This is a genomic window from Kitasatospora sp. NPDC004272 (genome assembly GCF_053603035.1).
Window position 1 is genome coordinate 55,296 of sequence record NZ_JBSGET010000023.1, and the last position, 16,710, is coordinate 72,005.

18 protein-coding genes are annotated in these 16,710 nt (G+C 75.2%); 6 read left to right on the forward strand and 12 right to left on the reverse strand.

Annotation, left to right across the window (positions count from 1 at the left end):
* Window positions 1-39 precede the first annotated feature (39 nt).
* On the reverse strand, window positions 40-1,320 hold the full coding sequence (locus ACWEO5_RS10385) for an extracellular solute-binding protein (RefSeq protein ID WP_452162015.1): 1,281 nt from the start codon (window positions 1,318-1,320) through the stop codon (window positions 40-42).
* Window positions 1,321-1,592: 272 nt separating this feature from the next.
* Here ACWEO5_RS10385 and ACWEO5_RS10390 point away from each other — a divergent pair, with 272 nt between their 5' ends.
* Window positions 1,593-2,441 carry a GntR family transcriptional regulator gene (locus ACWEO5_RS10390; protein ID WP_452162016.1) on the forward strand — a complete coding sequence of 283 codons (849 nt, stop codon included), beginning with the start codon at window positions 1,593-1,595 and terminating at the stop codon, window positions 2,439-2,441.
* Between the two features lie 68 nt (window positions 2,442-2,509).
* Here ACWEO5_RS10390 and ACWEO5_RS10395 read toward each other — a convergent pair whose 3' ends face one another.
* Window positions 2,510-3,178 carry a maleylpyruvate isomerase N-terminal domain-containing protein gene (locus tag ACWEO5_RS10395; RefSeq protein WP_452162017.1) on the reverse strand — a complete coding sequence of 223 codons (669 nt, stop codon included), beginning with the start codon at window positions 3,176-3,178 and terminating at the stop codon, window positions 2,510-2,512.
* A gap of 128 nt (window positions 3,179-3,306) precedes the next feature.
* Between ACWEO5_RS10395 and ACWEO5_RS10400 the strand changes: the two genes are divergently transcribed.
* Entirely contained in the window at window positions 3,307-4,554 is a 1,248-nt protein-coding gene (locus ACWEO5_RS10400) for an MFS transporter (protein ID WP_452162018.1), read from the forward strand.
* Here the strand turns inward: ACWEO5_RS10400 and ACWEO5_RS10405 are convergent.
* From ACWEO5_RS10405 to ACWEO5_RS10420, 4 genes are all read right to left on the reverse strand, one after another.
* Window positions 4,544-5,329: an SMI1/KNR4 family protein gene (locus tag ACWEO5_RS10405; RefSeq protein WP_452162019.1), complete on the reverse strand. Its 786-nt coding sequence runs from the start codon at window positions 5,327-5,329 to the stop codon at window positions 4,544-4,546. The genes ACWEO5_RS10400 and ACWEO5_RS10405 overlap by 11 nt on opposite strands.
* Before the next feature lie 140 nt (window positions 5,330-5,469).
* Window positions 5,470-6,132 (reverse strand): isochorismatase family protein, encoded by a 663-nt coding sequence (locus ACWEO5_RS10410; protein WP_452162020.1) that lies wholly within the window; start codon window positions 6,130-6,132, stop codon window positions 5,470-5,472.
* Between the two features lie 59 nt (window positions 6,133-6,191).
* A complete protein-coding gene (locus ACWEO5_RS10415; protein WP_452162021.1) occupies window positions 6,192-7,187 on the reverse strand; it encodes a GlxA family transcriptional regulator in 996 nt (331 codons plus the stop codon).
* Window positions 7,188-7,470: 283 nt separating this feature from the next.
* Window positions 7,471-8,268 (reverse strand): MHYT domain-containing protein, encoded by a 798-nt coding sequence (locus tag ACWEO5_RS10420; RefSeq protein ID WP_452162022.1) that lies wholly within the window; start codon window positions 8,266-8,268, stop codon window positions 7,471-7,473.
* A gap of 289 nt (window positions 8,269-8,557) precedes the next feature.
* On the opposite strand from ACWEO5_RS10420, the gene ACWEO5_RS10425 reads away from it, so the two are divergent.
* Complete coding sequence (locus ACWEO5_RS10425) at window positions 8,558-9,016, forward strand: NTP pyrophosphohydrolase (protein ID WP_452162033.1); 459 nt, start codon at window positions 8,558-8,560, stop codon at window positions 9,014-9,016.
* A gap of 195 nt (window positions 9,017-9,211) precedes the next feature.
* On the opposite strand, the gene ACWEO5_RS10430 is transcribed toward ACWEO5_RS10425, so the two are convergent.
* Window positions 9,212-9,535, reverse strand: coding sequence for a hypothetical protein (locus ACWEO5_RS10430; protein ID WP_452162023.1), 324 nt, complete (start codon window positions 9,533-9,535; stop codon window positions 9,212-9,214).
* Window positions 9,536-10,024: 489 nt separating this feature from the next.
* Between ACWEO5_RS10430 and ACWEO5_RS10435 the strand changes: the two genes are divergently transcribed.
* Complete coding sequence (locus tag ACWEO5_RS10435) at window positions 10,025-10,663, forward strand: gamma carbonic anhydrase family protein (protein WP_452162024.1); 639 nt, start codon at window positions 10,025-10,027, stop codon at window positions 10,661-10,663.
* 112 nt (window positions 10,664-10,775) lie between these two features.
* Here the strand turns inward: ACWEO5_RS10435 and ACWEO5_RS10440 are convergent, their stop codons facing one another.
* Window positions 10,776-11,168, reverse strand: coding sequence for a hypothetical protein (locus ACWEO5_RS10440; protein ID WP_452162025.1), 393 nt, complete (start codon window positions 11,166-11,168; stop codon window positions 10,776-10,778).
* A gap of 393 nt (window positions 11,169-11,561) precedes the next feature.
* Here ACWEO5_RS10440 and ACWEO5_RS10445 point away from each other — a divergent pair, with 393 nt between their 5' ends.
* A complete protein-coding gene (locus tag ACWEO5_RS10445) occupies window positions 11,562-12,068 on the forward strand; it encodes a macro domain-containing protein (protein WP_452162026.1) in 507 nt (168 codons plus the stop codon).
* A gap of 60 nt (window positions 12,069-12,128) precedes the next feature.
* Here the strand turns inward: ACWEO5_RS10445 and ACWEO5_RS10450 are convergent, their stop codons facing one another.
* The gene (locus ACWEO5_RS10450) at window positions 12,129-12,608 is read right to left on the reverse strand and encodes a hypothetical protein (RefSeq protein WP_452162027.1); all 480 of its coding nucleotides are present in this window, start codon (window positions 12,606-12,608) and stop codon (window positions 12,129-12,131) included.
* A 168-nt stretch (window positions 12,609-12,776) separates the two neighbouring features.
* Between ACWEO5_RS10450 and ACWEO5_RS10455 the strand changes: the two genes are divergently transcribed.
* The gene (locus ACWEO5_RS10455; RefSeq protein WP_452162028.1) at window positions 12,777-13,601 is read left to right on the forward strand and encodes a hypothetical protein; all 825 of its coding nucleotides are present in this window, start codon (window positions 12,777-12,779) and stop codon (window positions 13,599-13,601) included.
* A gap of 75 nt (window positions 13,602-13,676) precedes the next feature.
* Here ACWEO5_RS10455 and ACWEO5_RS10460 read toward each other — a convergent pair whose 3' ends face one another.
* From ACWEO5_RS10460 to ACWEO5_RS10470, 3 genes are all read right to left on the reverse strand, one after another.
* Window positions 13,677-13,964 (reverse strand): hypothetical protein, encoded by a 288-nt coding sequence (locus ACWEO5_RS10460; protein ID WP_452162029.1) that lies wholly within the window; start codon window positions 13,962-13,964, stop codon window positions 13,677-13,679.
* A gap of 154 nt (window positions 13,965-14,118) precedes the next feature.
* The gene (locus ACWEO5_RS10465) at window positions 14,119-15,471 is read right to left on the reverse strand and encodes a histidine-type phosphatase (protein ID WP_452162030.1); all 1,353 of its coding nucleotides are present in this window, start codon (window positions 15,469-15,471) and stop codon (window positions 14,119-14,121) included.
* 201 nt (window positions 15,472-15,672) lie between these two features.
* The coding region (locus ACWEO5_RS10470; RefSeq protein ID WP_452162031.1) for a glycoside hydrolase domain-containing protein at window positions 15,673-16,710 on the reverse strand (1,038 nt) is incomplete at its 5' end.

A 16,710-nucleotide genomic window follows, 5' to 3' on the forward strand; every position in this document is an offset into this window, starting at 1 on the left:
GGGGCCCGGCCGGGCGGGCCGGGCGGGGCCTGGCCGGGGTCAGTTGCCGCTGAGCGCCTTGGTGATGGCCTGGCTGGCGGTCTTGCCCGCGGCGGCCGGGTCGGCGCCGGTGAGGACCTGGGTCATGTACTGCTTGATCGGGTTGTCGGCCTCGACGGCGGCCCAGTCGGGCGAGTTGGGGGTGGCGTGGCCGTTGACCGCGCCGGCCGCCATCGCGGCGGCGCCCTCGTCGCCGCTGAGCACGGAGGCCAGGGTGGTCCGGTTGGGGACGTAGTTCATCTGCTTGGCGATCTCGGTCTGCCACTTGTCCCCGGCCAGCGCCTTGACCACTTCGTAGGCGGCCTGCTGGTGCTGGGAGGACTCGGGGACGATCAGGTCGGAGCCGCCGGTGAACACCGCGCCGGGCTTGTCGGCGGTCTTGCCGGGGATCGGGAAGAAGCCGAGCTTGTCCTTGAGCTCCGGGTTGGCCTTGAGGATGGCGGCGGCGCCGCCGGGGGTGGAGATCACCTGCGCGGTGTGGCCCTGGGCGAACACCTCGGCCTGCGGCGGCTTGGCCTCGTCGGCGTCCTTGGGGCCCTTGCCGAGCGCCTGGAGCTGCTGGTAGAAGCCGATCGCGGCCTTGGCCTGCGGGGTGTCCAGGGTGCCGGCCCACTTGCCGTCGGAGCCCTTGGCGGCGAGGTCGCCGCCCTCGTCCCAGAGGAAGCCCGCCAGCACGTACCAGGTCTGGCCGGTCAGGTAGATGCCCTCGTTGCCGCCGGTGTTGAGCTTCTGGGTGTCGCTGATCCACTCCTCCCGGGTCTTGGGCGGGGTGGTGATGCCGGCCTGCTGGAACAGGTCCTTGCGGTAGATGACCACCCGGTTGGCGGCGTACCAGGGGATGCCGAACTGCTGGCCGCCGATCTTGCCGGGCTCGGCGAGGCCGGGGATCCAGTGCGCGCCGTCGAGTTCGGCGGTCTTGTCGCTGAGGTCGTGCACGCCGCCGCTGGCCGCGTACTGGGCGACCTGGGTATTGCCGACCTCGATCACGTCGGGGGCGTCGTTGCTGGCCAGCGCGCTGGTCACCTTCTGGCCGATGCCGTCCCACTCCTGGATCTGCACCTTCAGGGTGGTGCCGGGGTGGGAGGACTCGAAGTCGGTCTTGAAGTCCTTCAGGAAGGTGTCGGTGACGCTGTCCTTCATGATCCAGACCGTCAGCTCGGCCGGTCCGGCCGTCTCCTGGGAGCCCGAACCGGAGCCGGAGGAGCAGGCGGTCAGGGTGGCCGCCCCGAGCAGCAGGGCGATCGCGGAGCGCAGGGTGGTCGGAAGTGCGGTGGATCTCACGGTGGGTGCCGCCTCAAGGTGACTGGGGATGCGTGTGGGGGCTGTTCCAAGGAGGCCGACTGTTTACCAGTACAGTGGACTGGTCCGGTCGGTGGTAAGAGAAGGTGGCACAGCCGCCACGGCCCGTCAAGGCCCCTCACGTCCACTTCACACGGGCTCCGACCTGCAAGGAAACCTTCCAGTTCGGGGCTTCCCGGGGCTGGGACGGCACTGGTAAGGTCCGCGAACTGGTCTGGTATGGTCTGACCAGTTCGAAGCGAAGGGATGGAACGATGGCGACGGATTCGTCCGGCGGAGCGGGATTGAAGCGCGATCAGGTCAGGGAGTACCTGCGCGAACTGGTCGAGTCGCTGACCCCCGGCGACCCGGTCCCCTCCGAACGGACGCTCTGCACCCAACTCGGCGTCTCGCGGCCGACGCTGCGCGCCGGGGTGGACGAGCTGGTGGCCGCGGGGCTGCTGGTGCGCGAGCACGGGCGCGGCATGTTCGTCGCCCCCGCCAAGATCGTCCAGGAGCTGACCCCGTCCGGCGGGGGCGGGCCGTCCTTCAGCGTGCCCCGGGCGTCGGGGAGTTGGACCAGCCGGGTGCTGGAGTTCAGCTCGATGCCGGCCGGTGCGGCCATCGGCCGCAAGCTGTCGCTCTCACCGCCGACGCCGATCCTGCACATCGTCCTGCTGCGGCTGGTGGACGGCGAGCCGATGGCGATCGAGCACCTGCACATCCCGGCCGCCCTGCTGCCCGGCCTGGCCCCCGCCGACCTGGAGCGCGGTGACCTCTACCAGCTGATGGCCGCCCGCGGGGTGCACGTCCACCAGGCCGTGCAGGCCATCGAGCCGACCGTGGTCAGCGACCGCGAGGCCCGGCTGCTGGCCGTCCCGGCACTCTCCCCCGCGCTGCGCTTCGAGCGGCTGACCACCGACGCCTCCGGCGGCCCCGTCGAGTACGTCCACTCGCTCTACCGGGGCGACCGCTACCGGATCGTCTCCCGGATCTCGCTCGCCGACCCGTCCCCCGCCACCCCGGGCGACTCCCGCCACCACCCGGGCATCCCCCCGGGCGACCTGAGCACCCGCGGCACCGGCCCGACCGTCACCACGGGGGACATCCAGCCGCTGCTGTGACCCGCGCCGGGGCCGGGGCCGGGGCGAGGCCGGGCCGGGGGTCGGCGCCCGGCCGTGCGGGCCGGTGCTCAGTCGCGCGGGGCGCTGTGCCAGCGCCATTCGGCGGGCCGCTCGAATCCGGGCAGGTCGCCCCGGCCGGTGGCCCACAGCAGGGTGGGCCAGGGGTCGGTGCCGGTGGGCGCGCCGGGGAAGAGCCGGCGCAGCACCCGGGCGGTGATCCCGGCGGGGGCCGTCCACTCCAGCCCCAGGCCGAGCGCCAGGTCCTGGGCGTGGGCGAAGAGTTCGACCAGGCCCATGGCGGCGCAGCCCTCGGCGTCCGCCGTCCCGAAGCCGTGGAAGGCGCGGTCCTGCGGCCGGGCCGTGCGGACCATCGCCACCAGCAGCGCCCCGCACGCCTCCAGCACCTGGACCAGCCCGCGCGGCCCGGCCTCCCGCTGGGCGAAGACGACGCTGGCGGGCTTGCCGGGCGCCTCCCGCCGGTAGACGAAGGGCACGGAGTCCTCGGCGGGCGGCGACTGCGGTCCGAGCTGGGCGGCGTAGGCGAACAGGTCGTCCGCGAGGTGTTCGGCGGTCTCCCAGCAGCTCCACTCCAGCGTCCCGGCGGGCCGGTCCCAGTCGGCGGCCGCCGCGTCCGGCCCGCTCAGCAGGGCGACGACCAGCCGGACGCCCTCGGCGAGGTCGTCCGCCGTCACCGGGCCGACGGCGCCGGAGTGTTCCGCGTGTTCGTGATCGGTCATGTGCCGAGCGTACTCACCGCACACCGGAAATTCGTCTCGACATCAAGCATCTTGATATCGAGAGACTTCTCGGGCAGAGTTGCTCCCCGCACGGACGAACGGGCCCACTGCGGAGAACGGGGAGCACCATGGGCGAGCGAGCGCGGAGCGAAGGACTGGTGGCCCAGCTGCGCCGGCCACCGGGCGGGCGGGACGGGCGGACGATGCTGCTGACGCTGTTCGTCGACCGCACCGGGACCGGGGTCTGGTCGGCGGTCTGCGTGCTGTACTTCACCGAGCTGAGCCGGCTGACGGCCGCCCAGATCGGCCTGCTGCTGGGCCTGTCCTCGGTGGCGGGCATCGCCGGCACCCCGCTCGCGGGGCGGCTGGCCGCCGCGCACGGGGCCCGGCGGGTGCTGATCGGGTGCCACCTGCTGCGGGTGGCGGCGGTGGCGGCGGTGCTGGCGTGCTCCTCGTTCGCGGCGCTGCTGCCGGTGGTGGGGCTGGCCACGCTGGGCGACCGGGCGGCCCGCTCGATGGAGATCCTGTACGCCACCGAGGTGGCGGGCGAGCGGCAGTCGGCCTACCGGGCGCTGTCGCGCACCGCGATGAACGGCGGGTACGCGGCGGGCGCCGGCCTGGCCGCGATCGGCCTGGCGGTGGGCACCGCGGCCGCGTACCGGACGCTGGTGGTCGCCGACGTGCTCTCCTTCCTGGTCGCGGCCGCGCTGGTCGCCTCCCTGCACGAGCCGCGCCGGGCCGGGTCCGCCGAGCAGCCCGCCGCCCCGGACCGCGAGCCCCGGCCCAACCCCTGGCGGGACGCCGGCTACCTGCGCTTCGTCGCCCTGGACGCGGTGCTCACCATCGACGACGCGATCCTCAACGTGGGCCTGCCGCTGTGGCTGATCCACTCCACCCGCGCCCCGCACGCCCTGATCCCGGCCTTCCTGGCGATCAACACCGTCGTCGTGGTGCTCGCCCAACTGCGGGTCTCCGCGCTGGTGCGCACCCCGCGCCAGGCGGTCCGGGTGGTCCCGCTGTACGGGTTCGCGATCTTCGGCTGCTGCGCGGCGGCGGCGCTGGCCCACCGGACGGGGGTGCCGGCCGCCTCCGCGCTGCTGCTGCTCGCCGCGGTGCTGGTGACGCTGGCCGAACTGGTCCGCTCGGTGGTCTCCTGGGAGCTGTCGGTGGCCCTCGCCCCCGAGCGGGCCCGCCCCGAGTACCTCGGCGTCGCGGGCATGGCCCACTCCACCGAGAAGGCCGCCGGCCCGCTGCTGCTCACCGGCGCCGTCCTGGCCACCGGCCCGCTCGGCTGGCTCACCCTCGGCGCGGCCACCACCGCGGCCGCCTACGCCCAGCGGCACTACGGCGCCGGGCGGCTGTCCCTCAGCCGCTGAGCCCGCCGGATCCGCCGGATCCGCCGGGTCCGCTGGGTCCGCCGGGCCTGGAGCCGGTCAGCCGGATGACCACTCGGCTGGTGCTCGGAGCCGGGGGATCGTCCGGTTCGAACGGCTCCGGCTCGCCGGCGGACCGGCACGGTTCCGGCCGCTCCAGGCCCCGGGCCCATCGGCGCACCCCCTCGGGGTCCGGGCGGAGTGCCTGGCGCGGGGCGCGCCGAGCGCGCGCGCCGGGGCCGCTCCAGTCCCCGGTGCTGACTCCTTCCAGCAGGTCCGCCGTCCGGTGGAAGAAGGCGGCCAGCGAGGCGTACTCCCCTTCCTGCGGCCCGTCCGCCTCGCCCCACGTCCCGACCGTCCCGTCGGCCGTGTTCAGGAACGTCCCGTGGAGGCCGTCGCACTCGGCGACGACGGGCAGCCACTCCCGACGCCAGACCGGGCGGTCGGGGTCTCCGGAGGGCATCCTCCGCTCCAGGCCCGTCCTGCCGAGGTAGACGCGCTGGATGTCCTCCAGGCCGAGCAGGAGGTGCCCACCGAGAACGGGCACCTGGCACCCCCGCCGCACCTGGCACTCCCGGCGGGCGGCCCGCCCGTCGGCGTCCGCGTCGTTCAGCAGGAGCCACTGCCGCAGCTGGGCCGGGAACTCCAGGCCCATCCGCAGTTCGGCCCGGTCGAGGGCCTCCCGGCTGACCGGACCGCCGAGGACCGCGGGGTCGTTCCGTTCGAGCCACCCGGTCACCCGGGCCCACGCCTCCCGCACGTCTCCTGCCTCGTTCACCGCTTCCCCCTCGTACGTGACGGCCGCCGGACCGGCTCGGGAGGACGGTAGCCGTGGCCACTGACACGCACGCTCCGCAGCTCGTCCACTCGACTGCTCGTCCACTCGACTGCTCGACCGCACGGCCGTCCGTCGGATGGTCATCCGGTCGGACGGTCCCCGGCGGGCGCGGTGGGCCCGACCGGCGCGGTGAGGTCGGCGACCTCGGCCAGCACCGTCCCGTACAGGTCCCCGACGGTCGCCAGCGCCGCGGCGTGCAGGTGCGCCGCCGGTACGACCCGGCCGCCCGGCCCGGGCAGGGCGCGGGTCGCGCACGCCTCGGCGACCACCGCGGGCCGCCGGCCCTCGCGGAACGCGCCCTGGGCGGTGAAGGCCACGCACATGTGCGTCATGAACCCGGCCAGCACCAGGTCGCGGCGCGGCCCTTCCCCGTCCGCGTCGGCCAGCACCTTCGCCAGGTCGGTCCCGTGGAACGCGTCCGGGAAGGTCTTCACCACCACCGGTTCCCCGGCCACCGGCGCGACCTGCGGGCTGATCGCCCCGATCTCGGCCCGGACGTCGTACGGCGTCCCCGGCCCGCCGTCGTTGACCACGTGCACCACCGGCGCGCCGGCCGCCCGGGCCGCCGCCAGCAGCCGGGCCCCGGCCGCGAGCGCCTCCTCGGCGCCCTCCAGGGCCATGACGCCCTGGCGGTAGGTGTTCTGGTAGTCGATCAGCACCAGCGTCGACTCCGCGAGCCGGGGCGGCGTGCCGTCCAGGCCGATCACGGTGCGCAGCGTGCTGGACGCTTCTTGCGTGCTCATGTCACTCATCTCCTCGTCGTGGTGCCGGAAGGCGGAATCAGGGGTGGGCGGCTCGCCGCCTACGGGCCGCCGGTCACCCGGAAGCGCTTGCGGTACGCGGCCGGTGTCGTGCCGAGGCGGCGGCGCAGCGTGCGGTGCAGGGTCTCGACGGAGCCGAGGCCGCTGGCGGCGGCGACCTGTTCGAGCGGCCGGTCGGTGCCCTCCAGGAGGCGCCGGGCGGCTTCCAGCCGCACCGCTTCGACGTACGCGGCCGGGGTGGTGCCCGTCTCCTGCCGGAACACCCGGGCGAAGTGGCGTTCGCTGAGGCACATCCGGGCGGCCAGCGCGGCCGCGGAGAGGTCGGCGTCCGGGTGTTCGGCGATGTGCAGGCGCAGGTCGTCGATGTCCCGGCGGGCAGTGGGCGGGGTGCTGAGCGGGACGGAGAACTGGCTCTGGCCGCCCTGCCGCTTGAGGTACATCACCAGGTGCCGGGCGACGGCCATCGCCAGTTCCTCGCCGTGGTCCTCGGCGACCAGGGCGAGGGCGAGGTCCATGCAGGCGCTGATCCCGGCGCCGGTCCAGATCCTGCCGGACCGGACGAAGATCGGATCCGGGTCGACCGTCACCTCCGGGTGGTCGGCGGCGAGTTGGGCCGCCGTCGACCAATGGGTGGTGGCGCGCCGGCCGTCGAGCAGCCCCGCGGCGGCCAGCAGGTGCGCGCCGACGCAGACCGAGGCGACCCGCCGGGCGGAGGGCGCGAGCCGTTCCACCCAGGCGACCACCTCCCGGTCGATCCGCGCCCGGGGGCCCGCCCCGTCCGCTCCGGGCTCGACCGCGCCCGGCACCAGCAGGGTGTCGACGGCCCCGGTGACCTGCTCGAACGTCAGGTCGACCGCCAGCCGGACCCCGGCCGAAGTGCGGACCAGCCCCTCCGCCGGCCCGGCCAGTTCCACCCGGTACCCGGCCCGGCCGCCGCTCTCCCGCCCGGCCAGGGCGAACACCTCGGCCGGGCCGGTGACGTCGAGCAGGTCGACGTCCGGGAAGACCGCGATCACCACGCGGCGGTTGCTGGACATGCCCCCATCCTCGGCCGCCCCTGACGGCGTCCGCAATGACACCGTTCTGTCGGATCCGGCCATCCCCCGCCCCGCGCACCGCCCGCCGGAACGGGGGCACCCGGCTGGACGCCGAACTGCCGCCCCGGCCCGTCACGTTGGGGCGCCGGCGATGGGCGGGGCGCTCCGGTCACCGCAGGCCGGTCCGGCCCGCCGTCGGCCGGTCGCCGACCGGTCGCCAGCCGGGGCCCTGCCGGTGGTGGTGCGGAGCGCGGGGGCGCGGGGGCGCGGGGGTGCGGTGCGGTCAGGGGCGGTCCTGCCCGAACAGGTCGACCCGGATCGGTTCGACCGCGGGGCGCTCGCCCGGCTCCGGGTCCTGCGGGGAGAGGGCGATCGCGATGCCCGCGACGGCGAGGACGACCATGATGCCGACGGCGAGCGGGAGGATGAACTGCGAGGCGGGCGTGCCGCCGCCGAGGGGGCGGCCGTCGAGGTCGACGGTGACGGCGGCCATCGCGGTGTAGTGCATGGCGACCACCGCGACACCGGCGATCATCGCGGCGCCGAGCGCGGAGGGCAGGCCCTTGACGTTGAGCGTCATCCACAGTGCCGCGGTGGCGGCGGCGATGGCGATGAGCACCGAGGCGAGGACCAGCAGGCTGTCGTAGGAGACCTTGCCCTCGACCTGCATCGCGGCCATGCCGAGGTAGTGCATGACGGCGACGCCGCAGCCGGTGAGCAGGCCGCTGAGCAGCAGGGTGCCGGTGCTCTTGCCCCGGTAGCCGACGACGCCGATGCCGAGGCCGACCACGACGACGGCCACCAGCAGGCTGAGCAGGGTGAGCGGGATGTCGTAGACCAGGCTGGAGGAGTCGACCATGAAGCCGAGCATCGCGATGAAGTGCATGGACCAGATGCCGCACCCGAACGCCCCGGCGGCCAACGCCAGCCAGCCGAAGCGCTTCTGCGGCTTCAGGGTCATGGCCCGGGCGGTGCAGCGCAGGCCGATGGCGGCCCCCGCGCAGGCGATGAGGTACGCCACCACGGGGTTCACCCACCCGTACTGAAAGCCGTTGAGGTGGGCCATGGTGCCGTGGTTCATGGGGGGTCCGATCGGAAACGAATGCACGTGCGAGTTTGCCGCAGAGACAATACCGCCCTCCGAAGCTTGGTCCGCACCAAGGTCCGTGTTCGGCCTTTACCCGGCCTTTTCCCCGTCTCCGCATTTCCCGTCTCTGCAATTCCCCGCCTTCGCGATTTCCCGCTCCGGCCCCGTACCCACCCCGTACTCGTCCCCCGCTCCCCCGGCTTCCCGTGGCAGGCTGACGGCCGTGGAACGAGACGTGGAGCAGCAGCACTCGCAGCAGTCCCCGGAACGGCCCGGACGACCCGTGGCACCGCCGGAAGCACCCCCGGGGGCACCGCTCCCACTGCTGGTCGTGGACGGGGCCAACGTGGTCGGCTCCGTCCCGGACGGGTGGTGGCGGGACCGGCGGGGCGCGGCCGAACGGCTGCGTGACGCGCTGGTGGAGACGGCGGCGGACGGGGTCCCCGGGGTGCCGGGGCCGCTGGCGGTGGTGCTGGTGGTGGAGGGCGCGGCGCGCGACGTGGCCGGGGTTGCGGAGGTGCGGGTGGTGTCCGCGCCGGGCAGCGGCGACGACCGGATCGTGGAACTGGTGGCGGCGGAGGCCGCGTCCGCGCCGGACCGCCGACTGCTGGTGGTGACGGCCGACCGCGAGTTGCGCGGACGCGTCGCCGCCCTGGGCGCGGAACCGCTCGGCCCGCGCACGGTCCGCCGCCCCTCCCCCCGGTCGCCCCGGCCGGACGGACCGACCGGCTCGTCCGACTGACCCCCCGTCGGGCTGACGCCACACCAGCCGAATTGCCCAGCAGGCAAACTGACGGCCGGATTCCGCTTGGCGGCCCGCCCGTTCGGACGGGCCTGACGACTCGGCGCGGGCCTCACGGCTCGGGTTGGGCCGCACGACTCGGCGCGAGCCTCACACCTCGGGTTGGGCCGCACGAGTCGGCGTGGGCCCGGCGGCTCAGGCCAGTCTGGTCCGGGCCGCGGCCGGGTGGGTGCGACCCCGGGAGCTGATCGCGGGGCGGCTGGGGCGGCGGTCGGGCCTGGACGGCTGCGCGCCGTCGGCGGGGGCGGACCGCGCGGCGAGGGCGGCCTTGAGCGCGCGGACGGCCAGCAGCACGGCGACGGCGGCGAGTTCGGCGGGTTCGGTGGCGCCGCGTTCGGCGGCGGCGTGCTGGCAGGTCGAGCACCAGACCGCGCTGGCCCGGCCGCCGTCGGGGTAGTCCAGGCCCACCGGCACCAGGTAGTGGCAGCCGCAGGCCTGGCAGACGAAGAGCAGTCTCATCGCTGCACCACCCCCGAGCCGCCGCAGACCGAGCAGGGCGACCAGTAGCTGCGCCGCACCGGCTGCTGTCTCCCCTGCGGATCGGTCTCCACCGTGTGTTCCGTCTTCTCCGTCCCGCGCGCCCCGCCGCAGCCCGGGCAAGTCTGCTGCTCCGCCATCGGCCACCTCCAGACCACAGACCGTAGCGCGCCGACCCCCGTCCGCGACACCGGTTCGCCCTCGGACCACACTCAAGCTTTGCCCGGCCCCGCCGGCCGGCCGTCCACGTGTTCGGACGGCGCGTCAGCTGCCGCCGCAGCCGCGCCCGCCCCGACCTCGCCCCGGCACCCGCTCCCGGCCTCGCTCCCGGCCTCGCCCCCGGCCTCGCCCCCGGCCTCGCTCCCGCAGTGTCCGGGGCGCGGGCGGTGGGCGGCGCGCCGGTGCGGCGGCCCGCGCAGCGTGTCCGATTCCCGCCAGCCGGCCGGTCGGCGGTGCGCGATGATCGCGCCCATGACCACACACGCGCAGGGCCGACGGTTCGAGCACCGCGGCGCCGTCCCCCGGGTCCACCCCACCGCCTACGTCGCACCGACGGCCACCCTGGTCGGTGACGTCCGGATCGGTCCGCGCGCCCGGGTGATGTACGGCGCGGTGCTGGACGCGGAGGGCTCGCGGATCGAGGTCGGCGAGGCGGCGGTGGTGTGCGAGAACGCCGTCCTGCGCGCCTCCGCGGTCGTCGCCGACCAGCCGGTACTGGTCGGCGACCACGTGTTCGTCGGCCCGCACGCGACCCTGTTGGGCTGCACCGTGGAGCGCGCCTGCTACCTGGCCACCTCGGTCAGCGTGCTGCAGGAGGCGGTGGTGGGCACCGGCTCGGTGGTCGCGGTCGCCGCCCTGGTGCACACCCGCACGGTGCTGCCCCCCGAGTACTTCGTCCCGCCGTACACCACGGCCCTCGGCGAGCCGGTGCGACTGCTGGCACCGGGCGACCCCGAGGTGCCGCAGGCGATCGGGCGGCTCGGTTTCGCGGGCACCGCCTTCGGCGTCGACACTTCCTGGACCGACCGGATCGCCCGGCACGAGCAGATCGCCGAGATCCGCTCGGCGGAGTTCGGCGCGCACGCGGACGACCGGGCGGTGACCGACTGATCAATTGATTGACGTCCGTCGGGGCGAGGATCATCAACTGTTTGATCATCGACAATTGATGGATGTCCGCCGTCCGACGAGCCGGGTTCAGCCCGTCGCGGGACGCTCCCCCTCAGCGCCCGGCCGGACCCGTGTCGGGCCGGGCCCGCAGCGCGTCCGGCCGGGCCCGCACCGCGTCCGGCCGGGCCCGTGCCGCGTCGGGCTGCTCCGGCGTCGCGTCCGGCCAGTCCGCGGGGGACGCCTCGACGTCGTTGCCGCGCACCCAGACGGTGGAGACCCCGAGCAGGCGGCGCATCACCGCGAAGCCGCCCTCCCAGCCGTCGGGCAGCCGCAGTCGGCCGGAACGGACGGTGCCGGCGCTGAACCTGGTGTCGCCGCTCTCCAGCATGCCGGTCCAACCGGGCAGGCCCACCTCCGGGACGTTGCCGGTGAGTTCGGCCTGGACCGGGATCTCCAGTCCGTCGGCCAGCAGCAGGGCGGGGCCCCGGTACACGGGTGAGGTCATGCCTAGAGCGTGCGGGAGGGTCCCGGACCCGCGCAAATCACGCAATCCGCTTCGCTCCGGGCCGGGCGGGACCTTCTCGTCGGACGGAGTACTCCCTTCCGTAGCCGTTCGGCCATCTTCCGCCCTCACCTTCACCGGCTCCGCCCAGCAGGTCGGCGACCTCATCGGTACCGTCCCCTGCGACGTCCCCAGCCGGGGCGGCTTCTCGGTGCTCTCCTACCCGCTGGGCCCCCGCCCGGTGCAGATCGACACCGTCATCCCCTGCTGACACCCGCCGGGGCCGGGACCGCCCCCCTCCCGGCGGCGGGCCCGGCCTCGGCGCCCGGTCACCTCCGCCGTCCGCCCACAGCGATCGGCGGACCTTCCCGGGCCGGACTGCGGGAGGGTGGGGGCATGGGAGCGCGCATCGAGGTCGTCCTGGGCGACATCACCGAGCAGGACACCGAGGCGGTCGTCACCGCCGCGAACGAGTCGCTGCTGGGCGGGGGCGGGGTGGACGGGGCGATCCACCGGGCGGCCGGGCCCCGGCTGGCCGAGGCGGGCGGGGCGCTGGCCCCGTGCGAACCGGGGGACGCGGTGGCGACCCCGGCGTTCGACCTGTTCCCGCCCGTCCGGCACGTGATCCACACCGTCGGCCCGGTCTGGGACGGCGGCGGGTACGGCGAGGCCCGGACCCTGGCGTCCTGCTACCGCCGCTGCCTGGCCGTCGCCGACCGGCTCGGTGTCAGCAGCCTGGCCTTCCCCGCCATCGCCACCGGCGTGTACGGCTTCCCGCCCGACCTCGCCGCCCGGATCGCCGTCGACACCCTGACCACCACCCCGACCGACGTCGCCCTGGTCCGCCTGGTCGCCTTCGACGCCCCCACCCGCGACCTGCTCCGCGCCGCCCTCCCGGCCTGAGGCCCCGCCCGGCGCGGGGCGGGGCGGCACGTGCGGCGCGGGGCGGCACGTCGAGCGCGTTCAGTACGTCGAGTACGCCGCGACCCGGTCGGCGGTCCGGAAGGCGGTGCCGCAGTCCGGGCAGGCCGCCGGGCAGGCCGCCGGGCCGAACAGGTGGCGCAGGCGGTGGGCGAGGGAGGGCCGGGTGTCGGTGCGGGCCCTGGCGTGCAGGCGGTCGGCGAGACCGTCCGGTTCGGCCGGGGCGGCCGGGTGCAGCGGGGTCTTCCCGGTCCCGTCCCGGGCGTGCTCGTCGGTGGTGGCGAAGACCTCGAACACCTCGAACACCTCCCCGCCGGTGGTGGCGCAGGAGACGATCGACCCGGCCGCCATCAGGACGTCGAAGCGGTCGTGGTCGGTGCCGGTCACGGCGAGGGCGGCCGGTCGGGGCAGGGCCGCGAAGCTCGCCGGGAACGCGGTGTCCAACTGCGGGCAGAGGTGGTCGATCAGTTCGGAGGCGGTGCCGGCCGGGTCGGCCTCGAATCGGTCGAGGGGGGCCGGCACGTGCTCGGCGGTGCCGCACCCGTCGGTGAGTGTCGACCAGTCCGTTCAGTTCGTTCAGTCCGTTCAGTCCGTTCAGTTCGTCATGGGCGCGTTCAAGCAGGCCGTCGGACCGCCCGGACGGTGGGATATCGCGTTGCCTGGCGGGGGCGGCGGTGCTTGGGTGGGCGGATGTTGTTCCAGCAGGAGTTGATCGGGCGGGTCCGTGAAGTGTGCGAGGCGGACGGGGAGTTGGACGCCGCGCTGATGTACGGGTCGTTCGCGGCCGGGGAGGCGGACGAGCACAGCGACATCGAGTTCTGGCTGTTCTTCACCGAGGCCCGGCTGGCCGAGGTCGATCCGCACGCGTGGTGCTCGCGGATCGCGCCGCTGAGTTACGGCCTGTTGAACGAGTTCGGCTCGTACGTGGCGTTCTTCCCGGGGCTGGTGCGCGGGGAGTTCCACTTCACGACGGTGGAGGGGATCGCGGAGGTGGCGAAGTGGCCGGCCCGGGGTGCCGAGGTCGAGCGGATGGTGCTGGTGGACCGCAGGGGGGCGCTGCGGCCGGTGCTGGCGGGGCTGCCGTTGCGGTACGTTCCGCCGGCGGAGCAGCCCCGGATCATCGCGGAGTACTGCGATCCGTTCGCGAACTGGCTGGTGCTGGCGTTCCACCTGACGGCCCGGGGCGAGGAGTTGCGGGCCTGGGACGCGCTGGGGCACGCGCAGCGGCACCTGCTGTGGATGGCGCGCTTGGCGGAGGGGGCGGTGGAGCACTGGCTGACCCCGTCGCGGGGCGCCGAGCGGGAGCTGTCGGCCGGGACGGTGGCGGGGCTGCGGGCGGCGACCTCGGCGGCGTCGGCGCCGGGTCTGTTGGGGGCGCTGCGGGGTGCGCTGGAGCTGGGCCGCCGGCTGTGGCCGGTGATCGCGGCCCGGCACGGGCGTTCCGCGCCGACCGCGCTGTTCGACGAGCTGGACGCGGCGCTGCGGCTCCGGGAGCAGGGGCGGGAACAGCGGTAGGGGCCGGGGGGGCGGGGTTGACGGTGGGTCACCCGGCCCGGGCGCGCGGGGTGCTGCGCCCGGGCGTTGCGGCCGCTACGCCCGGGCGAGCCGGCGGGCCAGTTCCTCCAGGAAGGCGTCCCCGTACGCGTCGGCCAGGTCGTCCAGGTCGATCATCGGCGGGATGTCGATGACGGGCTGGCGCTCGATCAGGAACGCCACCGTCTCGTGCACGATGCGCCGTTCGTCGCCGCCGGCCAGGCCGGGCCGTTCGAGTACCCCGTCGGTGACCCGGATCTGCGTCTCGGCCCCGACCGGGCCGTCCTCGACCCGGACCAGGTACTCGCGGTCGCCCAGGGGCTCCACCCGGATGTCAACTGCCATGGCGCAGGTCGTCCTTCCGTCAGTGCTCAGCCGTACGGCGGTGCCGACGCCGCGTCACCTGCCGGTTCTACCGACGGGCACCAGCCGGTTCCACCTTACGCGCACCGAACGGCCGCCCCCGTGGGCCGCCCCGGCCCCCGTTCCGGTGGCGTGGTCAGTTCCGGCCGAAGCAGCGCTCCAGTTCGTCCAGGTCGTAGAAGGAGGAGCCCTTGGCGATCGGGTGGCAGGCGTCCTTGAAGGCGGTCTCCTTCTCGTTGTAGAACATCCGCACCAGGTAGCCGGGCTTGCCCGCGGCGTCGGCGGCAGTCCGGTACAGGTCCCACTGGAGGTTGGCGGCCATCGGCGCCACCTCGGCGCCGCGCCACGGGTTGTCGGCGTAGCTGTAGGGGTGCGCCGGGTCGGCCTGCCGGGTGCTGCCGGGCAGGCCGAGCAGGGCGGCCAGCGGCTCGACCTCCTCGGCGTGGGTGAAGCGCAGCACGGCGCCGGCGCTGCTGGTGCCGGCGGCCTTGTGCTCGACCTGGGCGAACAGGTCGTCGAGCAGGACGCCCGCCATCTCGTAGGTGATGGTGCGCCCGGTGAAGCCGGGACCCTTCTGGTAGAACTCCTCGGCGTCGTCGAGGTAGCCGAACCACTGGGCGTCGGGGGGCGTCAGGAACCGGTCCAGGTCGGTGCCGCGGGCTTCGACGGACAGGTCGGGCGCGGCGCTGTAGAGCGCGTACAGCGAGCGGGCGAAGGCGGTCTGCCGCTCGGCGGTGAGGGTGGCGGCGAAGGCGGCGGTGAACAGGCGCCCGACGGTGTGCCGGGCGGCCTCGGCGGTGCGCGGGTCGGCGTCGACGGCGGCGAGGGCGGCGGCGAGCTGCGGGTCGTGCGCGACGTACGCCTGGTAGGCGGCGTTCTGCGGCTGCTTGTGGAAGTAGAGCAGGTTCTTGTCGGTGACCGGGGCCCCGACGGAGCCGGCCAGGGCGGGTTCGCCCTCGATCAGTCCGGCGGTGAAGGCGTCGGCGCTGGCGGTGGCCCGGGCGACGCCGGAGGTCTCGACCACGATCGGGGCGCCCTGGGCGGCGATGGCGTCGAACAGGCCGGGCAGCCGCTGTTCCATCCGCAGGGCGGTCCGCCGCTGCTCGTCGGCGCCCCGGGCGGACAGGTTGCCGTAGCCGATCGAGGCGCCGGCGTCGAGCAGCGCCCGTACCTGCGGGGCGAGTTGGGCGCCGAGGCCGGTCAGCCCGCCGGCCTGCTCGGCCTGGTCGAGCAGGGCGAGCACGGCGTCGCCGTCCTCGCTGTCGCTCATCGCGCGCGAGCCGTGCCGGGCGACGTTCTCGGTGAACACGGGCACGTAGCCGGCGGGGACGGGCTGGTAGCGGCGGAGGTCCTGCTGCGGGGCGTACGGGGTCTTGGTGCCGTAGGAGTCGGCCCGGGCGGCGCCCTGGGCGGCGGCGGTGCCGGCGGTCGCGAGGGTGGCGGCCAGGGCGGTGGCCAGGGCTGCGGCGAGGGCAGCGGTGCGCTTCACGGTGGGGAGCCTCTCGGGGGAGGTCGGCCGGGTCCGTCCCGGTCGACCGCCGCACCCTGCCAGCCGGGTCCGAACCGCCGCCCACGCCCGGCCGTTCGCCCGGTGTCCCCCGGGTGAACGGCCGGAACCGGCGGTGGGCGGCCTCGGGGTGGGCGGGCCCGGGGCGGGCGGGCTCGGGGCGGGCGGCGGGGCCCGCCGGGCTCAGCCGACGATCGCGACCGGGGCGTCCCAGGCGTTGCGGTCGACGGTGACGGTGGCGCCGCCGTACGTCTCCTTCTGGTTGACCTGGTACTGGTGGGCGCGGCGGTGCCCGCTCCACAGGCCCGCGGCGAACGGAAAGCTGCCGGTGGTGTCGGCGGCGCCGTCGTACTTGGCGTACCACATGGCGTCGGGCAGGTCGGGGGTGTTCTCCCCGGCGGCCTTGGCGATGCCCGCGGCGCTGGAGGAGGAGAAGCCGTAGAACCCGGCCCAGTAGCCGGAGCCGTGCACGGCCCGGTTCCAGGACCGGACGTAGCCGAGGACGGCGTCGGCGCAGGAGGTGTCGGCGGTGTTGTACGCCTCGACGTCGAGGTAGAGGGTGCTGCCGGGGCGCATGCCGAGGGCGGCGGCCTTGGCGACGGCGTCGTTGCCGTCGGTGGTGCCGAGCGGGACGGCGGTGTCGGCGGTGAGCTTCTCGGGGCTGTTGCCGGTCTGGCACGGGGGCTGGGCGCCGACGTACAGCGGGACGAGCTTCCAGCCGCTGCTGCTGACGGACTTGACCCAGCCCGCGGTGAGTTGGGGCTGGGCGCAGCCGCGGTTCTTGCCGCCGATGTAGACGGCGGCGGCGCCGTAGGGGCTGGCGCCCCGCCAGGCGTTCATGGTGGCGAGGGCGGGTGCGGTGCAGGTGTCGAAGGCCAGGCCGGTGAAGGTCGCGGGCGCGGTGCCGGGCTTGGCGACGGGCGCGGCGGGCGGGGTGGCGGCGCCCTTGCCCGCCGGGCTCGACCCGGAGGCGGAGGCGGAGGCGGAGGCCGGTGCCGGGGCGGAGGCGCTGCCGGAGGCGGAGGCCGACGCCGACGCGGACGCGGACGCCGAGGTGGACGCCGAGGTGGAGGCGGAGGCGCTGGGCGAGGCGGAGGCTCCGGTGCTCTCGCCGGGCGCGGGTTCGGGCGTGGCGGTGGCGCCGTCGGCGGTGGCGGCGGGTGCGGCGGAGGCGGGGTGGTCGTCCCCGCCGCCGGCGGGGAGGGCGGCGGCGCCGGCGCC

What these genes read in the sequence shown, in the direction of transcription:
- ACWEO5_RS10445 (WP_452162026.1), top strand. Translation starts at nt 11,562, where the DNA reads ATGGGAGCGCGCATCGAGGTCGTCCTGGGCGACATCACCGAGCAGGAC.
- ACWEO5_RS10455 (WP_452162028.1), top strand. Translation starts at nt 12,777, where the DNA reads ATGTTGTTCCAGCAGGAGTTGATCGGGCGGGTCCGTGAAGTGTGCGAG.
- ACWEO5_RS10440 (WP_452162025.1), bottom strand. Translation starts at nt 11,168, where the DNA reads ATGACCTCACCCGTGTACCGGGGCCCCGCCCTGCTGCTGGCCGACGGA.
- ACWEO5_RS10415 (WP_452162021.1), bottom strand. Translation starts at nt 7,187, where the DNA reads ATGTCCAGCAACCGCCGCGTGGTGATCGCGGTCTTCCCGGACGTCGAC.
- ACWEO5_RS10435 (WP_452162024.1), top strand. Translation starts at nt 10,025, where the DNA reads ATGACCACACACGCGCAGGGCCGACGGTTCGAGCACCGCGGCGCCGTC.
- ACWEO5_RS10410 (WP_452162020.1), bottom strand. Translation starts at nt 6,132, where the DNA reads ATGAGCACGCAAGAAGCGTCCAGCACGCTGCGCACCGTGATCGGCCTG.
- ACWEO5_RS10460 (WP_452162029.1), bottom strand. Translation starts at nt 13,964, where the DNA reads ATGGCAGTTGACATCCGGGTGGAGCCCCTGGGCGACCGCGAGTACCTG.
- ACWEO5_RS10390 (WP_452162016.1), top strand. Translation starts at nt 1,593, where the DNA reads ATGGCGACGGATTCGTCCGGCGGAGCGGGATTGAAGCGCGATCAGGTC.
- ACWEO5_RS10420 (WP_452162022.1), bottom strand. Translation starts at nt 8,268, where the DNA reads ATGAACCACGGCACCATGGCCCACCTCAACGGCTTTCAGTACGGGTGG.
- ACWEO5_RS10430 (WP_452162023.1), bottom strand. Translation starts at nt 9,535, where the DNA reads ATGAGACTGCTCTTCGTCTGCCAGGCCTGCGGCTGCCACTACCTGGTG.
- ACWEO5_RS10400 (WP_452162018.1), top strand. Translation starts at nt 3,307, where the DNA reads ATGGGCGAGCGAGCGCGGAGCGAAGGACTGGTGGCCCAGCTGCGCCGG.
- ACWEO5_RS10395 (WP_452162017.1), bottom strand. Translation starts at nt 3,178, where the DNA reads ATGACCGATCACGAACACGCGGAACACTCCGGCGCCGTCGGCCCGGTG.